Origin of the sequence: Segnochrobactrum spirostomi (assembly GCF_009600605.1) — a bacterium.
In the GTDB taxonomy this organism is placed as follows: Bacteria; Pseudomonadota; Alphaproteobacteria; order Rhizobiales; family Segnochrobactraceae; genus Segnochrobactrum; species Segnochrobactrum spirostomi.
This window is the reverse complement of the sequence record NZ_VWNA01000001.1, coordinates 3,078,241-3,098,927: the sequence shown is the minus strand read 5'-3', so window position 1 is coordinate 3,098,927 and position 20,687 is coordinate 3,078,241. Positions and strand designations below refer to the sequence as shown.

Below are 20,687 nucleotides of genomic sequence, written 5' to 3'. Positions count from 1 at the left end.
AACCTGCTTGCGAGACCGGCCGATCCCCCGGCACCCCATCTATGAGCCGCATCCGCCAAACGAAAACGGCCGGAGCTTGGGGCTCCGGCCGTTCGCAGTCGGGATCGCGATCCCTATGACCGTTCCGCCTACTCGGCGGCAGGGACGTCCTGGGCGAGCACCGCCTCGGCCGAGCCGGCGTCGCCGGAGCGCTTGCGCTCCTCGAGGATCAGCTCGTCGCGGCGCGTCGCGATCTCCTTGAGCCGGGCGACGGTCGCACCCGTACCCGCCGGGATCAGGCGGCCGACGATGACGTTCTCCTTGAGGCCGTCGAGCGGGTCGATCTTGCCGAAGACCGCCGCCTCGGTGAGGACGCGGGTGGTCTCCTGGAACGACGCCGCCGAGAAGAACGACCGGGTCTGCAGGCTCGCCTTGGTGATGCCGAGCAGAACGGGGTTGCCGCTCGCGGGCTTCTTGCCCTCGGCGATGACCTTCTCGTTGATGAGGTCGAACTCGACCCGATCGAGCTGATCGCCGGGGAAGAACTCCGTCTCGCCGCCGTCGGTGACTTCCACCTTCTGCAGCATCTGACGGACGATCACCTCGATGTGCTTGTCGTTGATGACCACGCCCTGGAGCCGGTAGACGTCCTGGATTTCGTTGACGAGGTAGGCGGCGAGCGCCTCCACGCCACGGATCGCCAGGATGTCGTGCGGCGCCGGGTTGCCGTCGAGGATGAAGTCGCCCTTCTCGATCGCGTCGCCGTCCTGAAGGTGGATGTGCTTGCCCTTCGGGATCAGGTACTCGACCGGGTCGAGCGAGCCGTCATGCGGCTCGATGATGACGCGGCGCTTGTTCTTGTAGTCCTTGCCGAACCGCACCGTGCCGTCGACTTCCGCGATGATCGCGTGGTCCTTCGGCCGGCGCGCCTCGAACAGCTCCGCCACCCGCGGCAGACCGCCGGTGATGTCGCGTGTCTTGGCGCTCTCAAGCGGAATACGGGCGAGCACGTCGCCGGCATGGACGCGGGCGCCCGGCTCCACCGAGAGAATGGCATCGACCGCGAGCAGATAGCGCGCGTCGCCGCCCTTGGAGAGCTTGAGCACCTTGCCGTCGGCGTCCTTCACCGTGACGGCCGGCTTGAGGTCCGCGCCGCGGGTGTTGGAGCGCCAATCGGTGACGACGCGCTTGGTGATGCCGGTCGCCTCGTCGGCGGTTTCCGTCACCGAGGCGCCTTCGACCAGGTCCTCGAACGCCGCGATGCCATCGACCTCGGTGAGGATCGGACGGGTGTACGGGTCCCACTCGGCGACGCGCTGGCCGCGGCGGATCTGATCGCCGTCGTCGACGTGCAGGCGCGCACCGTAGGTGATGCGGTGCACCGCACGCTCGCTGCCGTCCTTGTCGAGCACCACGACCGCAAGGTTGCGGCCCATCACGATGAGCTTGCCCTCGCTGTCGCGCACGACGTTGCGGTTGCGGATCTTCACCGTGCCTTCGAAGCTCGACTCGATGAAGGACTGATCGACCACCTGCGCCGTTCCGCCGATATGGAACGTGCGCATGGTGAGCTGGGTGCCCGGCTCGCCAATCGACTGCGCCGCGATCACGCCGACCGCTTCGCCCATGTTGACCGGCGTACCGCGGGCGAGATCGCGTCCGTAGCAGGTGCCGCAGACGCCGTTGCGGGTCTCGCAGGTCAGCACCGAGCGAATGCGGACCGACTGCACGCCCGCCTTCTCGACGCGCTCGACTTCCTTCTCCTCGATCAAGGTACCCTTGGCGACCAACACCTTGCCGCTCGCCGGATCGAGGATGTCCTCGGCCGCGGTGCGACCCAGGATGCGCATGCCGAGCGAGGCGACCGTGGTGCCGGCATCGATGACCGCCGTCATCTTGATGCCGCCCTCGGAACCACAATCGCGCTCGGTGACGATCGAGTCCTGCGCCACGTCGACGAGACGGCGGGTCAGGTAACCCGAGTTCGCGGTCTTGAGCGCGGTGTCGGCGAGACCCTTACGGGCGCCGTGGGTCGAGTTGAAGTACTCGAGAACCGTCAGACCTTCCTTGAAGTTCGAGATGATCGGGTTCTCGATGATCGAGCCGTCCGGACGCGCCATCAGGCCGCGCATACCGGCGAGCTGCTTCATCTGGGCCGGCGAACCGCGGGCACCCGAGTGGCTCATCATGTAGATCGAGTTGATCTTCTTCTGACGGCCGGTCTTCTCGTCGGTCTGCACGGCCGAGATGCGCTTCATCATCTCGTCCGCGACGCGGTCGGTGCACTTCGCCCAGGCGTCGACGACTTTGTTGTACTTCTCACCCTGGGTGATCAGACCGTCGGAATATTGCTGCTCGTATTCCTTCGCGAGGGTGCGGGTCTCCTCGACCAGACGCTCCTTCGTGTCCGGAATGACCATGTCGTCCTTGCCGAACGAGATGCCGGCGCGGAAGGCGTGGCGGAAGCCGAGCGACATGATCTTGTCGCAGAAGATCACGGTCTCCTTCTGACCGCAGGCGCGGTAGACGGCGTCGATCATCGCGGAGATCTGCTTCTTCGTCATCAGCTGGTTGCAGATGTCGAAGGGCACCGCCGGATGCCGCGGCAACAGCTCGCCGATGAGCATGCGGCCCGCAGTCGTCTCGTAGATCTTGGTATACGGCTTGCCGTCCGCGCCGACGCCCTTGTAGCGCCCGCGGATCTTGGAGTGCAGCGTGATCGCCTTCGCCTCGAGAGCGTGCATCAGCTCGCCGAGGTTGCCGAACGCCATCCCCTCGCCCGGCTCCTTCTCCGCCATGATGGAGAGATAATAGAGACCGAGCACGATGTCCTGCGACGGCACGATGATCGGCGCGCCGTTCGCCGGGTGCAGGATGTTGTTGGTCGACATCATCAGCACGCGGGCTTCGAGCTGGGCTTCCAGCGAAAGCGGCACGTGAACCGCCATCTGGTCGCCGTCGAAGTCGGCGTTGAAGGCCGAGCAGACGAGCGGGTGAAGCTGGATCGCCTTGCCCTCGATCAGCACCGGCTCGAAGGCCTGAATGCCGAGGCGGTGCAGCGTCGGGGCACGGTTCAGCATCACCGGATGCTCGCGGATCACCTCGTCGAGGATATCCCAGACTTCGGGCTTCTCCTTCTCGACGAGCTTCTTCGCCTGCTTCACGGTCGAGGAATAGCCCTTCGCGTCGAGGCGCGAATAGATGAAGGGCTTGAACAGCTCGAGCGCCATCTTCTTGGGCAAGCCGCACTGGTGGAGCTTCAGCTCCGGGCCCACCACGATGACCGAGCGGCCCGAATAGTCCACGCGCTTGCCGAGCAGGTTCTGGCGGAACCGGCCCTGCTTGCCCTTCAGCATGTCGGAGAGCGACTTCAGCGGACGCTTGTTGGCACCGGTGATGACGCGGCCGCGGCGGCCGTTGTCGAACAGCGCATCGACCGCTTCCTGAAGCATGCGCTTCTCGTTGCGGATGATGATGTCCGGCGCGCGCAGCTCGATCAGCCGCTTCAGACGGTTGTTGCGGTTGATGACGCGACGGTAGAGGTCGTTCAGGTCGGAGGTCGCGAAGCGGCCGCCGTCGAGGGGAACGAGCGGGCGCAGATCGGGCGGCATGACCGGAACGACGGTCAAGATCATCCATTCCGGCTTGTTGCCGGAATCGAGGAACGCCTCGACCAGCTTGAGGCGCTTGGCGAGCTTCTTCGGCTTCAGCTCGGAGGTCGATTCCGCGATCTCGACGCGCAGGCGATCGCGCTCGCCCTCGAGGTTAAGGCCGCGCAGGATCTCGCGGATCGCTTCAGCGCCGATCAGGGCGGTGAAGTTGTCATCCCCGTATTCCTCCTGGGCGCGCAGATATTCCTCTTCGCTCAAGAGCTGGTGCAGCTTGAGCGGGGTCAGCCCCGGCTCCAGCACGCAATAGTTCTCGAAATAGAGAATGCGCTCGAGGTCCTTCAGCGTCATGTCGAGCAGCATGCCGATGCGGCTCGGGAGCGACTTCAGGAACCAGATGTGCGCGACGGGGGCGGCGAGCTCGATGTGGCCCATGCGCTCGCGGCGCACCCGCGACAGGGTGACCTCGACGCCGCACTTCTCGCAGATGACGCCCTTGTACTTCATCCGCTTGTACTTGCCGCACAAGCACTCGTAGTCCTTGATCGGTCCGAAGATCCGCGCGCAGAACAGACCGTCCCGCTCCGGCTTGAACGTGCGGTAGTTGATCGTCTCCGGCTTCTTGATCTCGCCGTAGGACCACGACAGAATCTTCTCCGGGCTGGCCAGAGCGATCTTGATGTGATCGAAGGTCTGAGCTGGAGCCTGCGAATTGAACAGGTTCATGACCTCTTGATTCATCGGCTCTCTCCTTCGTTTCGAGGGTCCTGAAGCGGCACCGGGCGCGCGCCGCGGTCAAAGGGACCCGTGAAATCCGTGCATTCCTGTCGTGCCGGCACACGACCCCTGCCGGGTGCCGGAGCGGGCGGGCCGCGGGGCCCGCCCTGTCGGTGTCTTATTCCGCGGCGTCGGCCTGCGGCTCGCCGCCCTCGTTGGCGGCCTTCTTGCCGTCCACGAGATCGACGTTGAGGCCGAGCGAGCGCATTTCCTTCACGAGCACGTTGAAGGACTCGGGTATGCCGGCTTCGAAGGTATCGTCGCCGCGGACGATCGCCTCGTAGACCTTGGTGCGGCCGGCGACGTCGTCCGACTTCACCGTCAGCATCTCCTGCAGCGTGTACGCCGCGCCGTAGGCTTCGAGCGCCCACACCTCCATTTCACCGAAGCGCTGGCCGCCGAACTGCGCCTTACCACCCAGCGGCTGCTGGGTGACGAGCGAGTACGGGCCGATCGACCGGGCGTGGATCTTCTCGTCCACGAGGTGATGCAGCTTCAGCATGTAGATGTAGCCGACCGTCACAGGGCGGTCGAACTGCTCGCCGGTGCGTCCGTCATAGAGCGTCACCTGGCCCGAACGATCGAGACCGGCCTTCTCCAGCATCTCGACGATGTCCGGCTCGCGGGCGCCGTCGAACACCGGCGTCGCGATCGGCACACCCTTGCGGAGCTGGTCGCCCAGCGCCGCAAGCGACTCGACCTCGTAGTCCGCGATCGGCTCGCGGCCGTCGTTGTAGAGTTCGACCAGCGCCGCGCGCAGCTCCGATCCGTCGCCGCCTTCCTCGCGGTAAGCATCGACGAGGCGGCCGATCTTCTTGCCGAGGCCGGCGCAGGCCCAGCCGAGATGGGTCTCGAGGATCTGTCCGACGTTCATGCGGCTCGGCACGCCGAGCGGGTTCAGCACGATGTCGACGTGGGTGCCGTCCTCGAGGAACGGCATGTCCTCGCACGGCACGATCTTCGACACGACGCCCTTGTTGCCGTGGCGGCCGGCCATCTTGTCGCCGGGCTGGATCTTGCGCTTCACCGCGATGAAGACCTTGACCATCTTCATCACGCCCGGGGGCAGCTCGTCGCCGCGCTGCAGCTTCTCCACCTTGTCGATGAAGCGCTGCTCGAGACGCTTGCGGCTCTCGTCGTAGGACGCGCGAAGGCCCTCGATCTGCGTCATCAGTTGGTCGTCGGCGACGGCGAACTGCCACCACTGCGACCGCGAGATGTCCTGCATCGCCTCGCGGGCGATCACCGTGTCCTTCTTGAAGCCCTTCGGACCGGCCACCGCCACCTTGCCGTCGAGCATCTCGATCAGACGGCCGTAGACGTTGCGGTCGAGGATCGCCTGCTCGTCGTCGCGGTCCTTGGCGAGGCGCTCGATCTCCTCGCGCTCGATCGCCATGGCGCGCTCGTCCTTCTCGACGCCGTGGCGGTTGAACACGCGCACTTCGACGATCGTCCCCTGCACGCCCGGGGGCACGCGGAGCGACGTGTCGCGGACGTCCGACGCCTTCTCGCCGAAGATGGCGCGCAGAAGCTTCTCTTCCGGCGTCATCGGGCTCTCGCCCTTCGGCGTGATCTTGCCGACGAGGATGTCGCCGGCGTTCACTTCGGCGCCGATATAGACGATGCCCGCCTCGTCAAGGTTCTTCAGCGCCTCTTCCGACACGTTCGGAATGTCGCGCGTGATTTCCTCCGGGCCGAGCTTCGTGTCGCGGGCCATCACCTCGAATTCCTCGATGTGGATCGAGGTGAACACGTCGTCGGAGACGATGCGCTCGGAGAGGAGGATGGAGTCCTCGAAGTTGTAGCCGTTCCAGGGCATGAACGCGACGAGCACGTTGCGGCCGAGCGCGAGATCGCCGAGGTCGGTCGACGGACCGTCTGCGATGATATCGCCTTTCGCCACCACGTCGCCGACCCGCACCAGCGGACGCTGGTTGATGCAGGTGTTCTGGTTGGAGCGCTGGAATTTCTGCAAGCTGTAGATATCGACACCCGACTGGCGGGTTTCAAGATCGGCCGTCGCGCGGATGACGATACGGGTCGCATCCACCTGGTCGATCACGCCGGCCCGGCGCGCGGCGATCGCCGCGCCGGAATCCCGCGCCACGACAGCTTCCATGCCCGTGCCGACGAACGGCGCCTCGGCGCGCACCAGCGGCACGGCCTGACGCTGCATGTTCGAGCCCATCAGCGCGCGGTTCGCGTCGTCGTTCTCAAGGAACGGGATCAGCGAGGCGGCGACGGAGACGAGCTGCTTCGGCGACACGTCCATGTAATCGACGCGGTCGGAGGTCGCGAGCACGTTCTCGCCGGCGTGACGGCAGACGATGAGGTCCTCGGTGAGGCGGCCATCTTCGTCGGTCACCGCGTTCGCCTGGGCGACGTAGTGCTTGGTCTCCTCCATCGCCGACAGATAGATCACCTCGTTGGTGACCTTGCCGTCGATGACGCGGCGATAGGGCGCCTCGATGAAGCCGTACTTGTTCACCCGCGCGAAAGTCGCGAGCGAGTTGATGAGGCCGATGTTCGGCCCTTCCGGCGTCTCGATCGGGCAGATGCGGCCATAATGGGTCGGGTGCACGTCGCGCACCTCGAAGCCCGCACGCTCACGGGTCAGACCGCCGGGGCCGAGCGCCGACAGGCGGCGCTTATGCGTCACCTCGGAGAGCGGGTTGTTCTGGTCCATGAACTGCGAGAGCTGCGAGGAGCCGAAGAACTCGCGCACCGCCGCCGCCGCGGGCTTCGCGTTGATCAGGTCCTGCGGCATCACCGTGTCGATCTCGACCGATGACATCCGCTCCTTGATCGCGCGCTCCATGCGCAGAAGGCCGACGCGGTACTGGTTCTCCATGAGCTCGCCGACCGAGCGCACCCGGCGATTGCCGAGATTGTCGATGTCGTCGATCTCGCCGCGGCCGTCGCGCAGGTCCACCAGCGTCTTGATGACCGCGAGCACGTCCTCCTTGCGCAGCACGCGCACGGTGTCCGGGCAATCGAGATCGAGGCGCATGTTCATCTTCACGCGGCCGACCGCCGAGAGGTCGTAGCGCTCCGAATCGAAGAACAGCGAATGGAACATCGCCTCCGCCGTCTCCGGGGTCGGCGGCTCGCCCGGGCGCATCACCCGGTAGATGTCGAACAGCGCGTCCTCACGGGTCTCGTTCTTGTCGACCGCGAGCGTGTTTCGGATGTAGGCGCCGATGTTGATGTGGTCGATGTCGAGAACCGGAATCTCGTCGAAGCCGGCCGCGATCAGCGCGGCGAGCGACTTCTCGCCGAGTTCGTCGCCCGCTTCGGCATAGATCTCGCCGGTCTGGTAGTTGACGACGTCTTCGGCGAGATACTGGCCGTAGAGGTTGTCGTCACTGATCTTGATCGCCTTGAGGCCCTTGTCGGCGAGCTGGCGGGCGGTGCGCGCGGTCAGCTTGCGGCCGGCCTCGATGACGAGCTCGCCGGTGTCGGCGTCGATCATGTCGATCGTCGCCTTGAGGCCGCGCATGCGCTTGGCGTCGAACGGCATGCGCCAGCCGTCGCCATCGCGCAGATAGACGACGCGGTTGTAGAAGGTGTTGAGGATCTCCTCACCGTCGAGGCCGAGCGCCATCAGAAGCGAGGTGACCGGGATCTTGCGTCGGCGGTCGATGCGGGCGTGCACGATGTCCTTGGCGTCGAACTCGATGTCGAGCCAGGAGCCGCGATAGGGAATGATGCGGCCGGCGAACAGCAGCTTGCCCGAGGAATGCGTCTTACCGCGGTCGTGATCGAAGAACACGCCCGGCGAACGATGCATCTGCGAGACGATGACGCGCTCGGTACCGTTCACGATGAAGGTGCCGTTGTCCGTCATGAGCGGCATGTCGCCCATGTAGACGTCCTGCTCCTTGATGTCCTTGACGGACTTCGCGCCGGTATCCTCGTCCACATCGAACACGATGAGGCGCAGCGTCACCTTGAGCGGCGCCGCATAGGTCATGCCGCGCTGGCGGCACTCGTCCACATCGTATTTCGGCGCTTCGAATTCGTAGCGAACGAACTCGAGCAGCGAGGTGCCGGCGAAGTCGGAGATCGGGAAGACCGACTTGAAGACGGACTGAAGCCCCTCGTCGGGACGACCGCCTTCCGGCTCGTCGACCAGCAGGAACTGGTCGTAGGACGCCTTTTGGACCTCGATCAGGTTCGGCATTTCCGCGACTTCGCGGATATGACCGAAGAACTTGCGGATCCGCTTGCGACCGGTGAACGTCAGGGCCTTGCCGGCCTGCACGTTGAGAGCTTGCGCCATAAGTCGCTCCTCGCCTCGCTCGGTGGACGACCGTCGGAGGAGGCGAAAGCCGCCGCCTCTGAGAGTCGTCCCACTGCCCCTGGCCTGCGGGCTGCAGCCCGCCGCCCCGGTGCGCGGACACGCCGCCCACGCCCCGAAAAACCGATATCCGGGGCGCCCTTCGGCGCCCCGGAATGTCTCGATAAGATCCGCGAAAGCGGGTCTTACTTAATCTCGACCTTGGCGCCGGCCTCTTCGAGCTTCTTCTTCAGCTCTTCGGCTTCGGCCTTCGAGACGGCTTCCTTCACCGGCTTCGGCGCGCCCTCAACCAGGTCCTTGGCCTCCTTCAGGCCGAGGCTGGTGATCGCGCGCACTTCCTTGATCACGTTGATCTTCTTGTCGCCGGCGTCGATCAGGATGACGTCGAACTCGGTCTTCTCCTCGACGGCCGGAGCCGCCTCGCCGCCACCGGCGGCAACCGCCGCCACGGCGACCGGAGCAGCGGCGGACACGCCCCACTTCTCCTCGAGGAGCTTGGAGAGCTCGGCGGCCTCCAGCACGGTCAGGGTCGACAGCTCATCGACGAGCTTCGCAAGATCAGCCATTTGTAGTCTCCAGTCGGTTCGTACCGTTTAAGTGAGTGACGGGGGAACGGCTCACGCCGCTTCGTCCTTCTTGGCGTAGGCGTTGAACACGCGCGCGAGCTGCGCCGCGGGGGCCTGAACCACCCCGGCGATCCGCGTGGCGGGCGTGTTGATCATGCCGAGCAGGCGAGCACGCAGCTCGTCCAGCGACGGCAGGGTCGCGAGCGCCTTAACTCCATCCGCATTGAGGGCCTGTCGGCCGAGCGCACCGCCGAGGACGACGAACTTGTCCGTCGTCTTGGCGAACTCGACCGCCACCTTCGGCGCTGCCACGGGATCCGTCGAATAGGCGATGACGGTCGGCCCCGTGAAAAGGCCTGAGATGCTCTCGCTGTCGGTGCCTTGAAGGGCGAGCTTCGCGAGACGGTTCTTGGCCACCTTCAGGGACGCACCGGCCGCCTTCATCCGCCCGCGCAGGGCGGACATCTGGGCGACGGTGAGGCCCTGGTAGTGGGCCACGACCACCACGCCGGTGTTCTCGAACACCTCGTGGAGGGCCGTGACGAGCTCTCGCTTTTCAGCTCTGTCCACTTGCCACACTCCGATTGGCGGAAGGGCTCATTCCCCCCGCCGGTTGCCGTTGCCGTCCCTGCGCCCCGAAGACTTGCCCGTGGAATGAGGACGGCGCTCTATGCCTGCCCACCCGCGGGCGCGCTCGGGATTGAGCGACGCCGCAAGCTAAACGGTCACGAACCGGCTCCCTCGAACGATACGCCGAAGAAAAATCGGTTGTTTCCCGCCTATGCAGGCCCATCTGGCTTAAGCGGCGTCCGACGGATCGGATCGCCACACCTGCAGTCTCGGACAGGTAGTCCCCCCGGGGGCGAACCCCCGAGGCCTTCGCCATCGCCGCCGGAAGCCGGCGGGATGGAAACTCGTCTCGTCCGCCCGAGGCGAACGAAGCGACGCCGGCCCGCGAGGGCGCCGGCGTCGCAATCGCAATCAGGCGCCGGCGAGGGTCGACGGATCGACCTTCACGCCCGGACCCATGGTCGAGGACACCGCGACGCGCTGCACATAGGTGCCCTTGGCGCCAGCGGGCTTCGCGCGCACCACCGCATCCGCGAAGGCGCGGATGTTCTGGAGCAGCGCGTCGGTGCCGAACGAGGCCTTGCCGATGCCGGCGTGCACGATGCCCGCCTTCTCGACGCGGAACTCGACGGCGCCGCCCTTGGCGTCGCGCACGGCGGTCTTGAGGTCCGTCGTGACGGTGCCGACCTTCGGGTTCGGCATCAGGCCGCGCGGGCCGAGCACCTTACCGAGACGGCCGACGAGCGGCATCATGTCGGGGGTCGCGATGCAGCGGTCGAAATCGATGGTGCCGCCCTGGATCTGCTCGACCAGGTCTTCGGCGCCCACGATGTCGGCGCCGGCGGCGCGCGCTTCGTCGGCCTTGTCGCCACGGGCGAACACGGCGACGCGCACGGTGCGGCCGGTGCCGTTCGGCAGGATGCAGACGCCGCGGACCATCTGGTCGGCGTGGCGCGGATCGACGCCGAGATTGATCGCGACCTCGACGGTCTCGTCGAACTTCGCGGTCGCCCGCTCCTTCACGAGGCCGATCGCCTCGTCGAGGGAATAGAGCTTCGTGCGGTCGACGCCTTCACGGGTCGCGCGGATGCGCTTGGCAACTTTCGTCATCGGATCAGCCCACCACCTCGAGGCCCATGGAGCGGGCGGAACCTTCGATCATGCTCGCCGCCGCCTCGATGTCGGTGGCGTTGAGGTCCTTCATCTTCTTCTCGGCGATCTCGCGCACCTGCGCCTTCGTCACCTTGCCGACGAAGCCGCCCTTGCCCGGGGTCTTGGAACCCGAGCCGATGCCGGCCGCCTGCTTGAGGAAGTGGCTGACCGGGGCGGTCTTGATCTCGAACGTGAAGGACTTGTCCGAGAAATAGGTGATCACGACCGGGCAGGGCTGGCCCTTCTCGAGGTCCTGCGTGCGAGCGTTGAACTCCTTGCAGAACATCATGATGTTCAGGCCGCGCTGACCGAGCGCGGGGCCGATCGGGGGAGACGGGGCAGCGGAGCCCGCCTTCACCTGCAGCTTGATGTAGCCGTCAATTTTCTTCGCCATTGTCTCTCTACTCCCGTTGCCGGCGCTCGCGCCCCGGCATCGACGACCGAGCGGACCCGAAGGCCCAGCCGGTCAGGGAACCGAGGCGGTGCGGACCGCGAATGCCGGCGACAGCATCCTTTGGGCCTCCCGCCTCGCTTGCACCGCACCGCGACGCGCGCGGGTCGGAATTCACGTCTCGGTCGAACGGCACGACGCCCGAGAACGCGCCTCCCTCGCGGGCGGCGCGCTCGATCGGACGATCACGCGACCTTTTCGACCTGGCCGTATTCGAGTTCGACCGGCGTCGGACGCCCGAAGATCGACACCGCGACCTTGAGGCGCGCGCGCTCCTCGTCGACTTCCTCGACATGCCCCGAGAACGAGGCGAACGGGCCGTCGGACACACGCACCTGCTCGCCGACCTCGAACGAGATCGAGGGCTTCGGGCGATCGACGCCTTCCTGCACCTGCTGCAGAATGCGCATCGCCTCGGATTCCGCGATCGGCATCGGCCGGTTATCGGAACCGAGGAACCCGGTCACCTTCGGGGTGTTCTTGATGAGATGATAGGCGTTGTCCGTCATGTCCATCTTCACGAGGACATAGCCGGGGAAGAACTTGCGCTCGGCATCGACCTTGCGGCCGCGGCGCACCTCGACGACCTTCTCGGTCGGCACGAGGATCTGCTCGAAGAGGTGCTCGAGCCCGCGCTGAGCAGCCTGCTCGCGGATCGACTCGGCGACCTTCTTCTCGAAGTTCGAATAAGCGTGAACGATGTACCAGCGCTTCGTCATGACGCGTCCGCTCCCCTGGAAAGCCGCGATCAGCGCGCCATGCCGATGAGCCAGCTCACGCCGAAGCTCATCAGTTGGTCGGCAATCAGGAAGAACACGGCAGCGATCGCGACCATGACGAACACCATCAGAGTCGTGATCGCGGTCTCGCGGCGGGTCGGCCACGCAACCTTCGCAGCCTCCGAGCGGACCTGCTGGAGGAACACGAATGGATTGGATTTCGCCATAGACTCTGGCCTGCTCGCGTTTGGTAGGCTTTTCGCCGGCGCCCTGCTGGTGCGATCGATTTGTCACCGACCGCGGACCCACCCGCCGCACAGACGGCGAACCGTGAAGGTTCATGCCGCGCACGACAGAGGGGCAAGTAGCAACGCTACTCGCCCGACCGGAGCGCACTAATTAACGCCACCGACCCGTCATCGCAAGAGGCTGTTCATAAAAAAATGCGCACGACACGCGCCTCGGAGGGTCCGAGCGATGCCGAGCGCATCCCGCTCAATGTGTTGATGCCGTGGACGGAAATGGCAGGGGCGGAGGGACTCGAACCCACGACCTGCGGTTTTGGAGACCGCTGCTCTACCAACTGAGCTACACCCCTCCGTCGGCACGGCGCGCATTCGTTACACGAACTCGCGCCGGGGCGCCAGAGCGGGACGGCGGGTTCAAGCCGTCGTCCCGAAACTTTCAACGACGAATTTTCCGCCGCGGCCGTCCCGGAACAGGACGGCGTTCCGCCGAAGCGGGATCGAGAGCCGTCCGATTCGCGGGAATCGGACGGGCTCAGATCACTCGATGATCTTGGCGACGACGCCGGCGCCGACGGTGCGGCCGCCTTCACGGATGGCGAAGCGCAGCTTCTCTTCCATCGCGATCGGCACGATCAGCTTCACCGTGACCTGCACGTTGTCGCCCGGCATCACCATTTCGGTGCCTTCCGGCAGCGTCACGATGCCCGTCACGTCCGTCGTGCGGAAGTAGAACTGCGGACGGTAGTTGGTGAAGAACGGGGTGTGACGTCCGCCTTCTTCCTTGGTCAGGATGTAGGCTTCCGCCACGAACGTGGTGTGCGGCGTCACGGTGCCCGGCTTGCACAGGACCTGACCGCGCTCGACGTCCTCGCGCTTGGTGCCGCGCAAGAGCGCGCCGATATTGTCGCCCGCCTGGCCCTGATCGAGCAGCTTGCGGAACATCTCGACGCCCGTGATCGTCGTCTTCTGCGTCGCGCGGATGCCGATGATCTCGACTTCCTCGCCCACCTTCACGATGCCGCGCTCGACGCGACCCGTCACCACCGTGCCGCGGCCCGAGATCGAGAACACGTCTTCGATCGGCATCAGGAACGGCTGATCGATCGGACGCTCCGGCTGCGGGATGTAGGCGTCGACCTGGGTCATCAGCTCCAGGATCGCCTGCTCGCCGAGCACCGGATCGCCGTCCTCGAGCGCAACCAGCGCCGAGCCCTTCACGATCGGGATGTCGTCGCCGGGGAAGTCGTACGACGACAGAAGCTCACGAACCTCGAGCTCGACGAGCTCCAGAAGCTCCGGATCGTCGACCATGTCGCACTTGTTCAGGAACACGACGATCGCCGGAACGCCGACCTGACGGGCGAGCAGGATGTGCTCGCGGGTCTGCGGCATCGGGCCGTCGGCGGCCGAAACAACCAGGATCGCGCCGTCCATCTGCGCCGCGCCCGTGATCATGTTCTTCACGTAGTCGGCGTGGCCCGGGCAGTCGACGTGCGCATAGTGACGGTTCGCCGTCTCGTACTCGACGTGCGCCGTCGAGATCGTGATGCCGCGCGCCTTCTCTTCCGGCGCCGCGTCGATCTGGTCGTACGCCTTGAACGTCGCGCCGCCGGTCTTCGCCAGAACCTTCGTGATCGCCGCAGTCAGCGACGTCTTCCCGTGGTCAACGTGACCGATCGTGCCGATGTTGCAGTGCGGCTTCGTCCGCGAAAATTTCTCTTTGGCCATGGTCGCGTCCCTGACGTGCTGGCGTCTGCCTGAAAACCGGCGGTCGTTTACGGCCCTTTCGCCGCTTCTTCAAGTGCGAATCGGCGCGATCCGCGCAGGGCGGTCACAAGGGACGCAAGAAGTGCGCGTTAAGGCCGGGAAATTCGGGGGGGCGGCGAAGAAGAGCGGTCTGGAGCGGGTGAAGGGAATCGAACCCTCGTCATCAGCTTGGAAGGCTGTTGCTCTACCATTGAGCTACACCCGCGCGCCGACCGGCGGCGTCTTCGAAGCCATCCTGCGACGAGGAGACCGACCTCGACGCGTCGGGTGGCCATCGTATCGCACCGGCGCGTGCGCCGGGCCTCGACCGCGTCTTCAGGGCTCGAGCGAGCCGCTGCGCGGTCCATCACGCGATCGGTCAGGACGACATGGTGGAGGGGGTTGGATTCGAACCAACGTAGCTTACGCAACGGATTTACAGTCCGTCCCCTTTAACCACTCGGGCACCCCTCCGGATGCCGTCCCGCAATCCGGACGGGCCGGATCGGATCGTGGCGACGCGGGCGTTTGCACGGCCCCGGCGTCTGCGGCGCGTGTTATGCGCAGGCGGACCGCCCCTGTCAACGCCGCGCGATCAGGAAAGAGCCGCAGGCCCCGCCCCTGTGGATAGCGGCTTACGCCGCGAGCAGGCGCTCCACTTCCCGCACGAGTTCGCGCAGGTGGAACGGCTTCGACAGGATCTTGGCATCCTTCGGCGCCTGCGAATCCGGATTGAGCGCGACCGCGGCGAAGCCGGTGATGAACATCACCTTGAGATCGGGATCGAGGCGGGTGGCGCGGCGGGCGAGTTCGATGCCGTCCATCTCCGGCATCACGATGTCGGTGAGGAGCAGCGAGAACGGTTCCTCGCGCAGCCGCTCGTAGGCCGACAGCCCGTTGTCGAAGGAGACGACGTCATAGCCGGCCTTTTCCAGCGCCTTGGCGAGGAAGCGGCGCATGTCCGAATCATCCTCGGCAAGCAGGATTCGCGACATGGCGTTCTCGAGTGGCCTCGTTACCATCGTCCAGTCTGTCTCTGTTGCAGGCGGCCCCTCTCCCCGGCCTCGCGCCGGCGGGAAGCGCCTCGGCGGTCCGGCGTAGAGCCGCGATATCGGAACGGTCCCCTCATCTGTGGCGCAAGCCCGGTAAAGATCGGGTGAAAACAAGGAAAAGCTCCGCCCGGCGGGGCGTCGGATCAGCGGGAACCGGGGCGACGCGTTCGTGAGACGCCTCAGCGTCGTTCGCGGTGGACAACAAGGCCGACCTTGCCGCAACAATGGCGAGGCGACTGAGAAGCGTGCGCAGCATCGATCGTGAAAATCGTTCAAAACTACCGCGAGCACCCGGCCTTCGACGTGATCGAACCCGCGATCCAGCGGGTTCCGTTCGTCTATTGCTCGCCGCATTCCGGATGCGCCTATCCGGCCTCGTTCCTCGCCGCCTCGCGGCTCGACCACACGAACATCCGCCGCTCCGAAGATTCTTTCGTCGACGAACTGTTCCGCTCCGCCCCCGAGAGCGGCGCGCCGCTCCTGCGCGCGCACTTTCCGCGCGCTTTCCTGGACGTCAACCGCGAGCCCTACGAACTCGACCAGCGGATGTTTCGCGAGAAGCTGCCACCTTATGTGAACGCGCGCTCCCTGCGCGTCGCCAGCGGGCTCGGCACGGTCGCGCGCATCGTCGCCGACCAGGAGGAGATCTACGCCGCGCCGCTCGAGGTGAGCGAGGTGCTGGAGCGCGTCGAGAGCCTCTACAAGCCGTTCCACGCGGAGCTGCAACGGCGCATCAACCTCACCCAGTTGCGGTTCGGGCGGGCGATCCTGATCGATTGCCATTCGATGCCGTCGTCGGTGCGCGGGCAGGATTCCCGGGTTCGGCCGGACATCGTGATCGGCGACCGCCACGGCACGAGTTGCGACCGCGCGCTGTCCGACGCGGCCGCGTCGGCGTTCGAGGATATCGGCTTCACGGTGAGCCGCAACCGGCCCTATGCCGGAGGCTTCATCACCGAACATTATGGCCGGCCGGACGCAGGCGTTCACGCCTTGCAGATCGAGGTCAATCGCGGCCTCTACATGAACGAGCGCAAGTTCGAGCGGAATGCGGGTTTTGCCGCCCTCGCCGGCCAGATCGCGCGGTTCAATGCGATCCTGATGGAGTTCGCGGCGAGCGGGTTCGGGCCCGCCGCCCTCGCCGCTGAGTAGGCGAGCCGAGCCAGCCCCCCACCATTTTGCCCCACACCGCGTCATCGAGATGAGCGGGCAAACCCGCTGTGGGAGGACGCCTGAAAGAGAAAAGCCGCTCCCCGCAGTGGGACGGCTGAGGCTTGGGAGGACGCGCCCCTTCGCACCTGCGATGTCGGACATTGCAGCGCGATAGGACAAATGGGGCCGGCGAAGCTGGCCGCGAACATGCAGGCACGGCCGGCGCAAGCCTCTCAAGCCGGATCGGCGTTAAGATCGCTCTACCGCGTCGCGAAAGATGCGAGCTGCCACCACCACCAAGCGGGCGTCCGGAAGAGCCTCCGAGACGCGCTCCCGTGGAACATTGATTCAGAAAAGAAAAAGGGCCGCGCGCGGAAGCGCTGCGGCCCAAGTCTAGGGAGGAAACGCCCAAGAAGGGCAGCGGAAGGACGCCGAGCGCCCTTTCGCAATGCAACAGTGCCATTCGCAGTGCAGCACGTCAAGGGAAAGTCGCGTGCGGTGCGGCATGCCAGCCATCCCACACCCGCATAGCTCCGGTACGAGCAGCGCGGCTCTCGGCAGAGGGAACGCATGACGTGTCCGAGAGGGGGCGGGGCCGCCGTGGCGACCAGCATGCACGGAGTCGCGCCAGCGAGCCGGCGCGATAGCGCAAAAGAAAAAGGGCCGCGCGCGGAAGCGCTGCGGCCCAAGTCTAGGGAGGAAACGCCCAAGGAGGGCTGCGAACACGGCGAAGCGCCCTGTTCACGATCTTTAGATGCCAGCGCAGTGCAGCACGGTCAAGGCCACTTCGTGGCGAGAATTCGGCATTTACATTGTGCAGTGCAGCAATACACGCCTGAGGACACACCGCCATCCTCCACACGCAACACCCGCAAATGACTGAATGTGAACGACTTTGTCTACTTTTGCTGGATTGCGGAGGCGCCCCGCGCATGCCAAACGCAGCGCGACACGACGTGCACGCATATCAGGCATGCAAAAATGCTGCCCGCAAAATGATCAGGAAAGGGCTCGTGCGGCGCCGGCACCAGCTCCGACGACAGCCAGCGATCGAGACCGCGGAGCGGCCGGGATGCCGGGCGAGTCGCGACCGCGCGTCACCAGGCGCCGCGGCAGATCCGGGTGCGCCAATACCAACTGTAGGTGCAGTTGAGGAACGGACCGTTGCCCCACGAGGCCGGCTGCCATACCCAGGGGTCGATGACGAGGTTCACCGCCCCGGCGCTGTCCGGGAGCTTCCCCTCGAGCACGTTCACCGAATAGGAGAGCGTGTCGCCGGAGCCCGAGACGTTCATCAGTTCGACGACGACGGGTTCGGCATCCTTGTCCCCGACGAACGACAGCGCCGCATTGGGCGGATCGTTCTTGAAGCTGTCCTGGGACGCGGTCCAAAGCTTCACGAACTGGGCCGTCGTCAGATAGCCGGTCGTCTGCTGGGGCCGGTCGGCATAGAAGGAGGTCGACGGCGCGACGCCCTCGAGGGTCAGCGTCTTGCCGTCGAACTTCATGCTCGAGGCCTGCTGGGTGAAGACGAGCTCGATCGGCCCCTTCTCCTCGCCCTTGCGCAGCGGGGAATTTTGCGCCGAGGCGCTCGGGGCCGACATCAGAACCAGGGCCGCGGCGGCCACCAGAAGAAATCTCATCACTGCTCTCCGGCCCTGGCAACGTCTCCGGCCCGCGGCTGCGGGCGGCCGCCGAGCCATATCACGCCGCCCCAGACGCCCTCAACCGAGCCGCCGAGGCTGCGTTCCTGTCGGCTGTCCATTTAGTCCTCGCGGGCTTCCCGATGGCGGAGCATGCCCGAAACCAGGGACACCGTGCGCTTCAAATCGTCGAGGGCTTGCTCGATATCGCGGCGTTGGCGCTCGAGGATCGCGATCTGCGCATTGAAGCGCTCCACGGCGGCACGCATCTGGCCGACTTGACCGTCGCGCAGATCGTAGAGATCGAGCATTTCGCGGATTTCCGAGAGCGACAGGCCGACCCGCTTTCCCATCAGGACGAGCTTGAGCCGCGCCCGGTCGCGGCGCCCATAGACCCGGGCGCTGCCCTCGCGCCGCGGACTGACGAGCCCCTTGTCCTCGTAGAAGCGCAGGGTGCGCAGCGTCACGTCGAACTCGCGGGCGAGCTCGCCGATCGTCCAGGTCGCTTGACCGCGCGATTCGGCTTCGTCGCGGGTCTCGCCCACGCCATCGAGATCGAACTCGTCCATCACCGCACTCCGGCGCACCGCCGCACCTCAGACCCGTCTGCCCCCGCGAAAAGGGAGCTTACCCGAACGTAAGCGGCAGTTCCAGATTGCCACTATCCCCAGGAAAAGCGGGCACTGCGCCTCGCGACTCATTAAGCCGGTGTTAACCATATCAACCGTTAATGAGTCCCGTAAAAAGGCGCGCGCGCCGCGCGCCCGCTCGCAGGCAGGCACCCCTCCAGAGGCGCCTCGCGAGTTGCCACGGCTCACCGAGGTCGGACATGGTCGGCACTGCGCCACAACGCCAACGACCCGACGATCGCACGGCCACGGGCCGGCCGGACGACGATCCCTTCGTCGCCCTGGAACGCCGCCGCCAGGCCGATGCAGCCACCGCCGAGAAAGCATCGGCACCTGCGACCGCGCGGAGCGACCTGCGTGCCGCCGATGCGATCTTCGCGCGCGCGCTCGACGCGGCTGTGAAGCGGGCAACCGAGACCGGCGCCTCCCGCCCCCGCCCCTTCCCGACCGCCCGTCCCTCGAGCGCCCGAGCCGCCCCGCCAGCCTCAGGCTCAGGCACCCCGTCCACAGCCTCCGGCGACCGTTCGGCCGGGGCGCCCGTGCGGTCCGGCGACGAAGCTGCCTTCGCAGCCCTCGGGACGGCGTTGCGCCACGAGGTCTCCCGCCTCGCCGAACGGCAAACGTCCCTTGAAGCCCGCATCGCCGCGGTGGCCGAACAGCCAGATCTGTCCAAGCTCGACGACCGTCTCGCCAACGTCGCCTCCGCGCTCGTCGCCGTCGCGGAAGCCTCGCACCAGACGACCCATACCGTCGAACGGGTCACCAACCGGATCTCGCACGACATCGCCGGCCTGAAGACCGCCGTCGAGGCGATGGACCCTGATCGCCTGACGCCGCGGACACCACCCGTCCGCGCCCCCGCCGCGGTGACCGCGAAGAAGCCCGAGCCCGCCACGGACGACCGCCCCCCGCTTGTGGAGCGTCACGCGGCGATGGCGGCCGCGCTGCGAACCCTCGGCGCGCATTTCGCGGCGACGCGGGACGCGAGCCCGGCCGAGGCGTCCACGGAGACAGCCACCGTCGCCCCCGCCGCAAGGATGGAGTCGCCGGAGGCGGCGCACGCGCCGTCGCTCGAGCATGCTCCGGCGAAGATGGCGCCTATCGAGGCGCAGGTGATCCAGGCTTCCGGCGCCCCTGTCCCTTCAGCCGAGGCCGCGCCGGCTGAAGTCCCGCTGGCTGCGGCCGCTCCGGCCGAGCCGGTCGTCGCGCCCGCGCCGCTCTCTCCCTTCGGGCTCGAGGCCGGGACCGCGCCCATGTCCGACAATGGCGCACCCTCGCTCGAGCAGGCGCGGATCGCCCGCCTGATCGGGACGGTGCGCCGCGCCGCGCCGCCCCCGGAGGGCGCACGCCCCCTCGCCCGCCGCTCGCTCACCGGCAGTCTCGGCGTCTGGTCGCTTTCGCGCAGCGAGGCGGCCGTCTTCGTGCTGTTGTTCACGGGCCTTTCCCTCGGCGCCTATACCTCGCTCGCCAAGCTGCCGATCCTCTCCAACGCCAAGGTCGACACCGCAATCGCTGCCGTCGCCGAGCCGGCGAGCGCGCCGGTATCAGACCCGGTCGCGACGGGTTCGCTCGGCGCGGCCCCGCGTGAATCGGCCACCGACCCGCAGGCGCTCTTCCATCTGGCGAGCCGTCTCGAGCGCGGCGAGGGCGTCGCCGCCAATCCGGACCGTGCGCGGGCGCTCTATGAAGAAGCTGCCGCGGCGGGCAACGTGATGGCGATGCACAACCTCGCCGTCATGGCGTTCGAAGGCGCGGGCGGCCCGCGCGATCCGGCGCTCGCGATCAACTGGTTCGAGAAGGCTGCGGAATACGGCCTCGTCGACAGCGAGTTCAACCTCGCCGTCCTTTATCTCAAGGGCCTCGGCACCCAGAAGGACCCCGCGGCCGCCTATCGCTGGTTTGCGATCGCCGCCCGCACCGGCGACGCCAAGGCGGCGAACAAGGCCGCCGAGGTCGGCGCCGGGCTGGCGCCTGCCGAGCGCGCCCGCATCGATGCCGAGGTCGCCGATTGGCAGGCCGCGCCGCGCAGCCCGGCCGCGAACGGGGCGGTCGTCGCCGACGCCGCGCGACCCTGAGCCGGCTCAATTTTCCACCG

General features: G+C 66.5%; 14 protein-coding genes and 3 tRNA genes. 2 read left to right on the top strand and 15 right to left on the bottom strand.

Annotated elements, in window-relative coordinates:
• Positions 1-128: 128 nt before the first annotated feature.
• The 13 genes from rpoC to cpdR all read right to left on the bottom strand — a co-directional run bounded on the left by rpoC (position 129) and on the right by cpdR (position 15,111).
• Entirely contained in the window at positions 129-4,328 is a 4,200-nt protein-coding gene (rpoC, locus tag F0357_RS13990) for a DNA-directed RNA polymerase subunit beta' (RefSeq protein WP_153482917.1), read from the bottom strand.
• Between the two features lie 154 nt (positions 4,329-4,482).
• A complete protein-coding gene (gene rpoB, locus F0357_RS13985; RefSeq protein WP_153482909.1) occupies positions 4,483-8,646 on the bottom strand; it encodes a DNA-directed RNA polymerase subunit beta in 4,164 nt (1,387 codons plus the stop codon).
• A 203-nt stretch (positions 8,647-8,849) separates the two neighbouring features.
• Complete coding sequence (gene rplL, locus F0357_RS13980; protein ID WP_153482907.1) at positions 8,850-9,230, bottom strand: 50S ribosomal protein L7/L12; 381 nt, start codon at positions 9,228-9,230, stop codon at positions 8,850-8,852.
• Between the two features lie 51 nt (positions 9,231-9,281).
• On the bottom strand, positions 9,282-9,800 hold the full coding sequence (rplJ, locus tag F0357_RS13975) for a 50S ribosomal protein L10 (protein WP_312861593.1): 519 nt from the start codon (positions 9,798-9,800) through the stop codon (positions 9,282-9,284).
• A gap of 411 nt (positions 9,801-10,211) precedes the next feature.
• Positions 10,212-10,910: a 50S ribosomal protein L1 gene (gene rplA, locus F0357_RS13970; RefSeq protein WP_153482904.1), complete on the bottom strand. Its 699-nt coding sequence runs from the start codon at positions 10,908-10,910 to the stop codon at positions 10,212-10,214.
• A gap of 4 nt (positions 10,911-10,914) precedes the next feature.
• Entirely contained in the window at positions 10,915-11,346 is a 432-nt protein-coding gene (gene rplK, locus F0357_RS13965) for a 50S ribosomal protein L11 (protein WP_153482899.1), read from the bottom strand.
• A gap of 242 nt (positions 11,347-11,588) precedes the next feature.
• The gene (gene nusG / locus F0357_RS13960) at positions 11,589-12,122 is read right to left on the bottom strand and encodes a transcription termination/antitermination protein NusG (RefSeq protein WP_153482896.1); all 534 of its coding nucleotides are present in this window, start codon (positions 12,120-12,122) and stop codon (positions 11,589-11,591) included.
• Between the two features lie 29 nt (positions 12,123-12,151).
• On the bottom strand, positions 12,152-12,349 hold the full coding sequence (secE, locus tag F0357_RS13955; protein ID WP_153482891.1) for a preprotein translocase subunit SecE: 198 nt from the start codon (positions 12,347-12,349) through the stop codon (positions 12,152-12,154).
• 295 nt (positions 12,350-12,644) lie between these two features.
• Positions 12,645-12,720: transfer RNA gene (locus F0357_RS13950), tRNA-Trp, on the bottom strand.
• Between the two features lie 187 nt (positions 12,721-12,907).
• The gene (gene tuf / locus F0357_RS13945; RefSeq protein ID WP_153482887.1) at positions 12,908-14,098 is read right to left on the bottom strand and encodes an elongation factor Tu; all 1,191 of its coding nucleotides are present in this window, start codon (positions 14,096-14,098) and stop codon (positions 12,908-12,910) included.
• Positions 14,099-14,268: 170 nt separating this feature from the next.
• Positions 14,269-14,342: transfer RNA gene (locus tag F0357_RS13940), tRNA-Gly, on the bottom strand.
• 164 nt (positions 14,343-14,506) lie between these two features.
• Positions 14,507-14,590, bottom strand: a tRNA-Tyr gene (locus F0357_RS13935).
• A 161-nt stretch (positions 14,591-14,751) separates the two neighbouring features.
• Entirely contained in the window at positions 14,752-15,111 is a 360-nt protein-coding gene (gene cpdR, locus F0357_RS13930) for a cell cycle two-component system response regulator CpdR (RefSeq protein WP_153482878.1), read from the bottom strand.
• A 324-nt stretch (positions 15,112-15,435) separates the two neighbouring features.
• On the opposite strand from cpdR, the gene F0357_RS13925 reads away from it, so the two are divergent.
• Positions 15,436-16,320 carry an N-formylglutamate amidohydrolase gene (locus F0357_RS13925; protein WP_376767833.1) on the top strand — a complete coding sequence of 295 codons (885 nt, stop codon included), beginning with the start codon at positions 15,436-15,438 and terminating at the stop codon, positions 16,318-16,320.
• 1,097 nt (positions 16,321-17,417) lie between these two features.
• Here the strand turns inward: F0357_RS13925 and F0357_RS13920 are convergent.
• Both F0357_RS13920 and F0357_RS13915 read right to left on the bottom strand, forming a co-directional pair.
• Positions 17,418-17,963 (bottom strand): hypothetical protein, encoded by a 546-nt coding sequence (locus tag F0357_RS13920; protein ID WP_153482875.1) that lies wholly within the window; start codon positions 17,961-17,963, stop codon positions 17,418-17,420.
• A 122-nt stretch (positions 17,964-18,085) separates the two neighbouring features.
• Positions 18,086-18,532, bottom strand: a complete 447-nt coding sequence (locus F0357_RS13915) for a MerR family transcriptional regulator (protein ID WP_153482872.1) — start codon at positions 18,530-18,532, stop codon at positions 18,086-18,088.
• Between the two features lie 599 nt (positions 18,533-19,131).
• Here F0357_RS13915 and F0357_RS25230 point away from each other — a divergent pair.
• On the top strand, positions 19,132-20,667 hold the full coding sequence (locus tag F0357_RS25230; RefSeq protein WP_153482869.1) for a tetratricopeptide repeat protein: 1,536 nt from the start codon (positions 19,132-19,134) through the stop codon (positions 20,665-20,667).
• Positions 20,668-20,687 lie beyond the last annotated feature (20 nt).

What these genes read in the sequence shown, in the direction of transcription:
- rpoC (WP_153482917.1), bottom strand. Translation starts at nt 4,328, where the DNA reads ATGAATCAAGAGGTCATGAACCTGTTCAATTCGCAGGCTCCAGCTCAG.
- rpoB (WP_153482909.1), bottom strand. Translation starts at nt 8,646, where the DNA reads ATGGCGCAAGCTCTCAACGTGCAGGCCGGCAAGGCCCTGACGTTCACC.
- rplL (WP_153482907.1), bottom strand. Translation starts at nt 9,230, where the DNA reads ATGGCTGATCTTGCGAAGCTCGTCGATGAGCTGTCGACCCTGACCGTG.
- rplA (WP_153482904.1), bottom strand. Translation starts at nt 10,910, where the DNA reads ATGACGAAAGTTGCCAAGCGCATCCGCGCGACCCGTGAAGGCGTCGAC.
- rplK (WP_153482899.1), bottom strand. Translation starts at nt 11,346, where the DNA reads ATGGCGAAGAAAATTGACGGCTACATCAAGCTGCAGGTGAAGGCGGGC.
- nusG (WP_153482896.1), bottom strand. Translation starts at nt 12,122, where the DNA reads ATGACGAAGCGCTGGTACATCGTTCACGCTTATTCGAACTTCGAGAAG.
- secE (WP_153482891.1), bottom strand. Translation starts at nt 12,349, where the DNA reads ATGGCGAAATCCAATCCATTCGTGTTCCTCCAGCAGGTCCGCTCGGAG.
- tuf (WP_153482887.1), bottom strand. Translation starts at nt 14,098, where the DNA reads ATGGCCAAAGAGAAATTTTCGCGGACGAAGCCGCACTGCAACATCGGC.
- cpdR (WP_153482878.1), bottom strand. Translation starts at nt 15,111, where the DNA reads ATGTCGCGAATCCTGCTTGCCGAGGATGATTCGGACATGCGCCGCTTC.
- F0357_RS13920 (WP_153482875.1), bottom strand. Translation starts at nt 17,963, where the DNA reads ATGAGATTTCTTCTGGTGGCCGCCGCGGCCCTGGTTCTGATGTCGGCC.
- F0357_RS13915 (WP_153482872.1), bottom strand. Translation starts at nt 18,532, where the DNA reads ATGGACGAGTTCGATCTCGATGGCGTGGGCGAGACCCGCGACGAAGCC.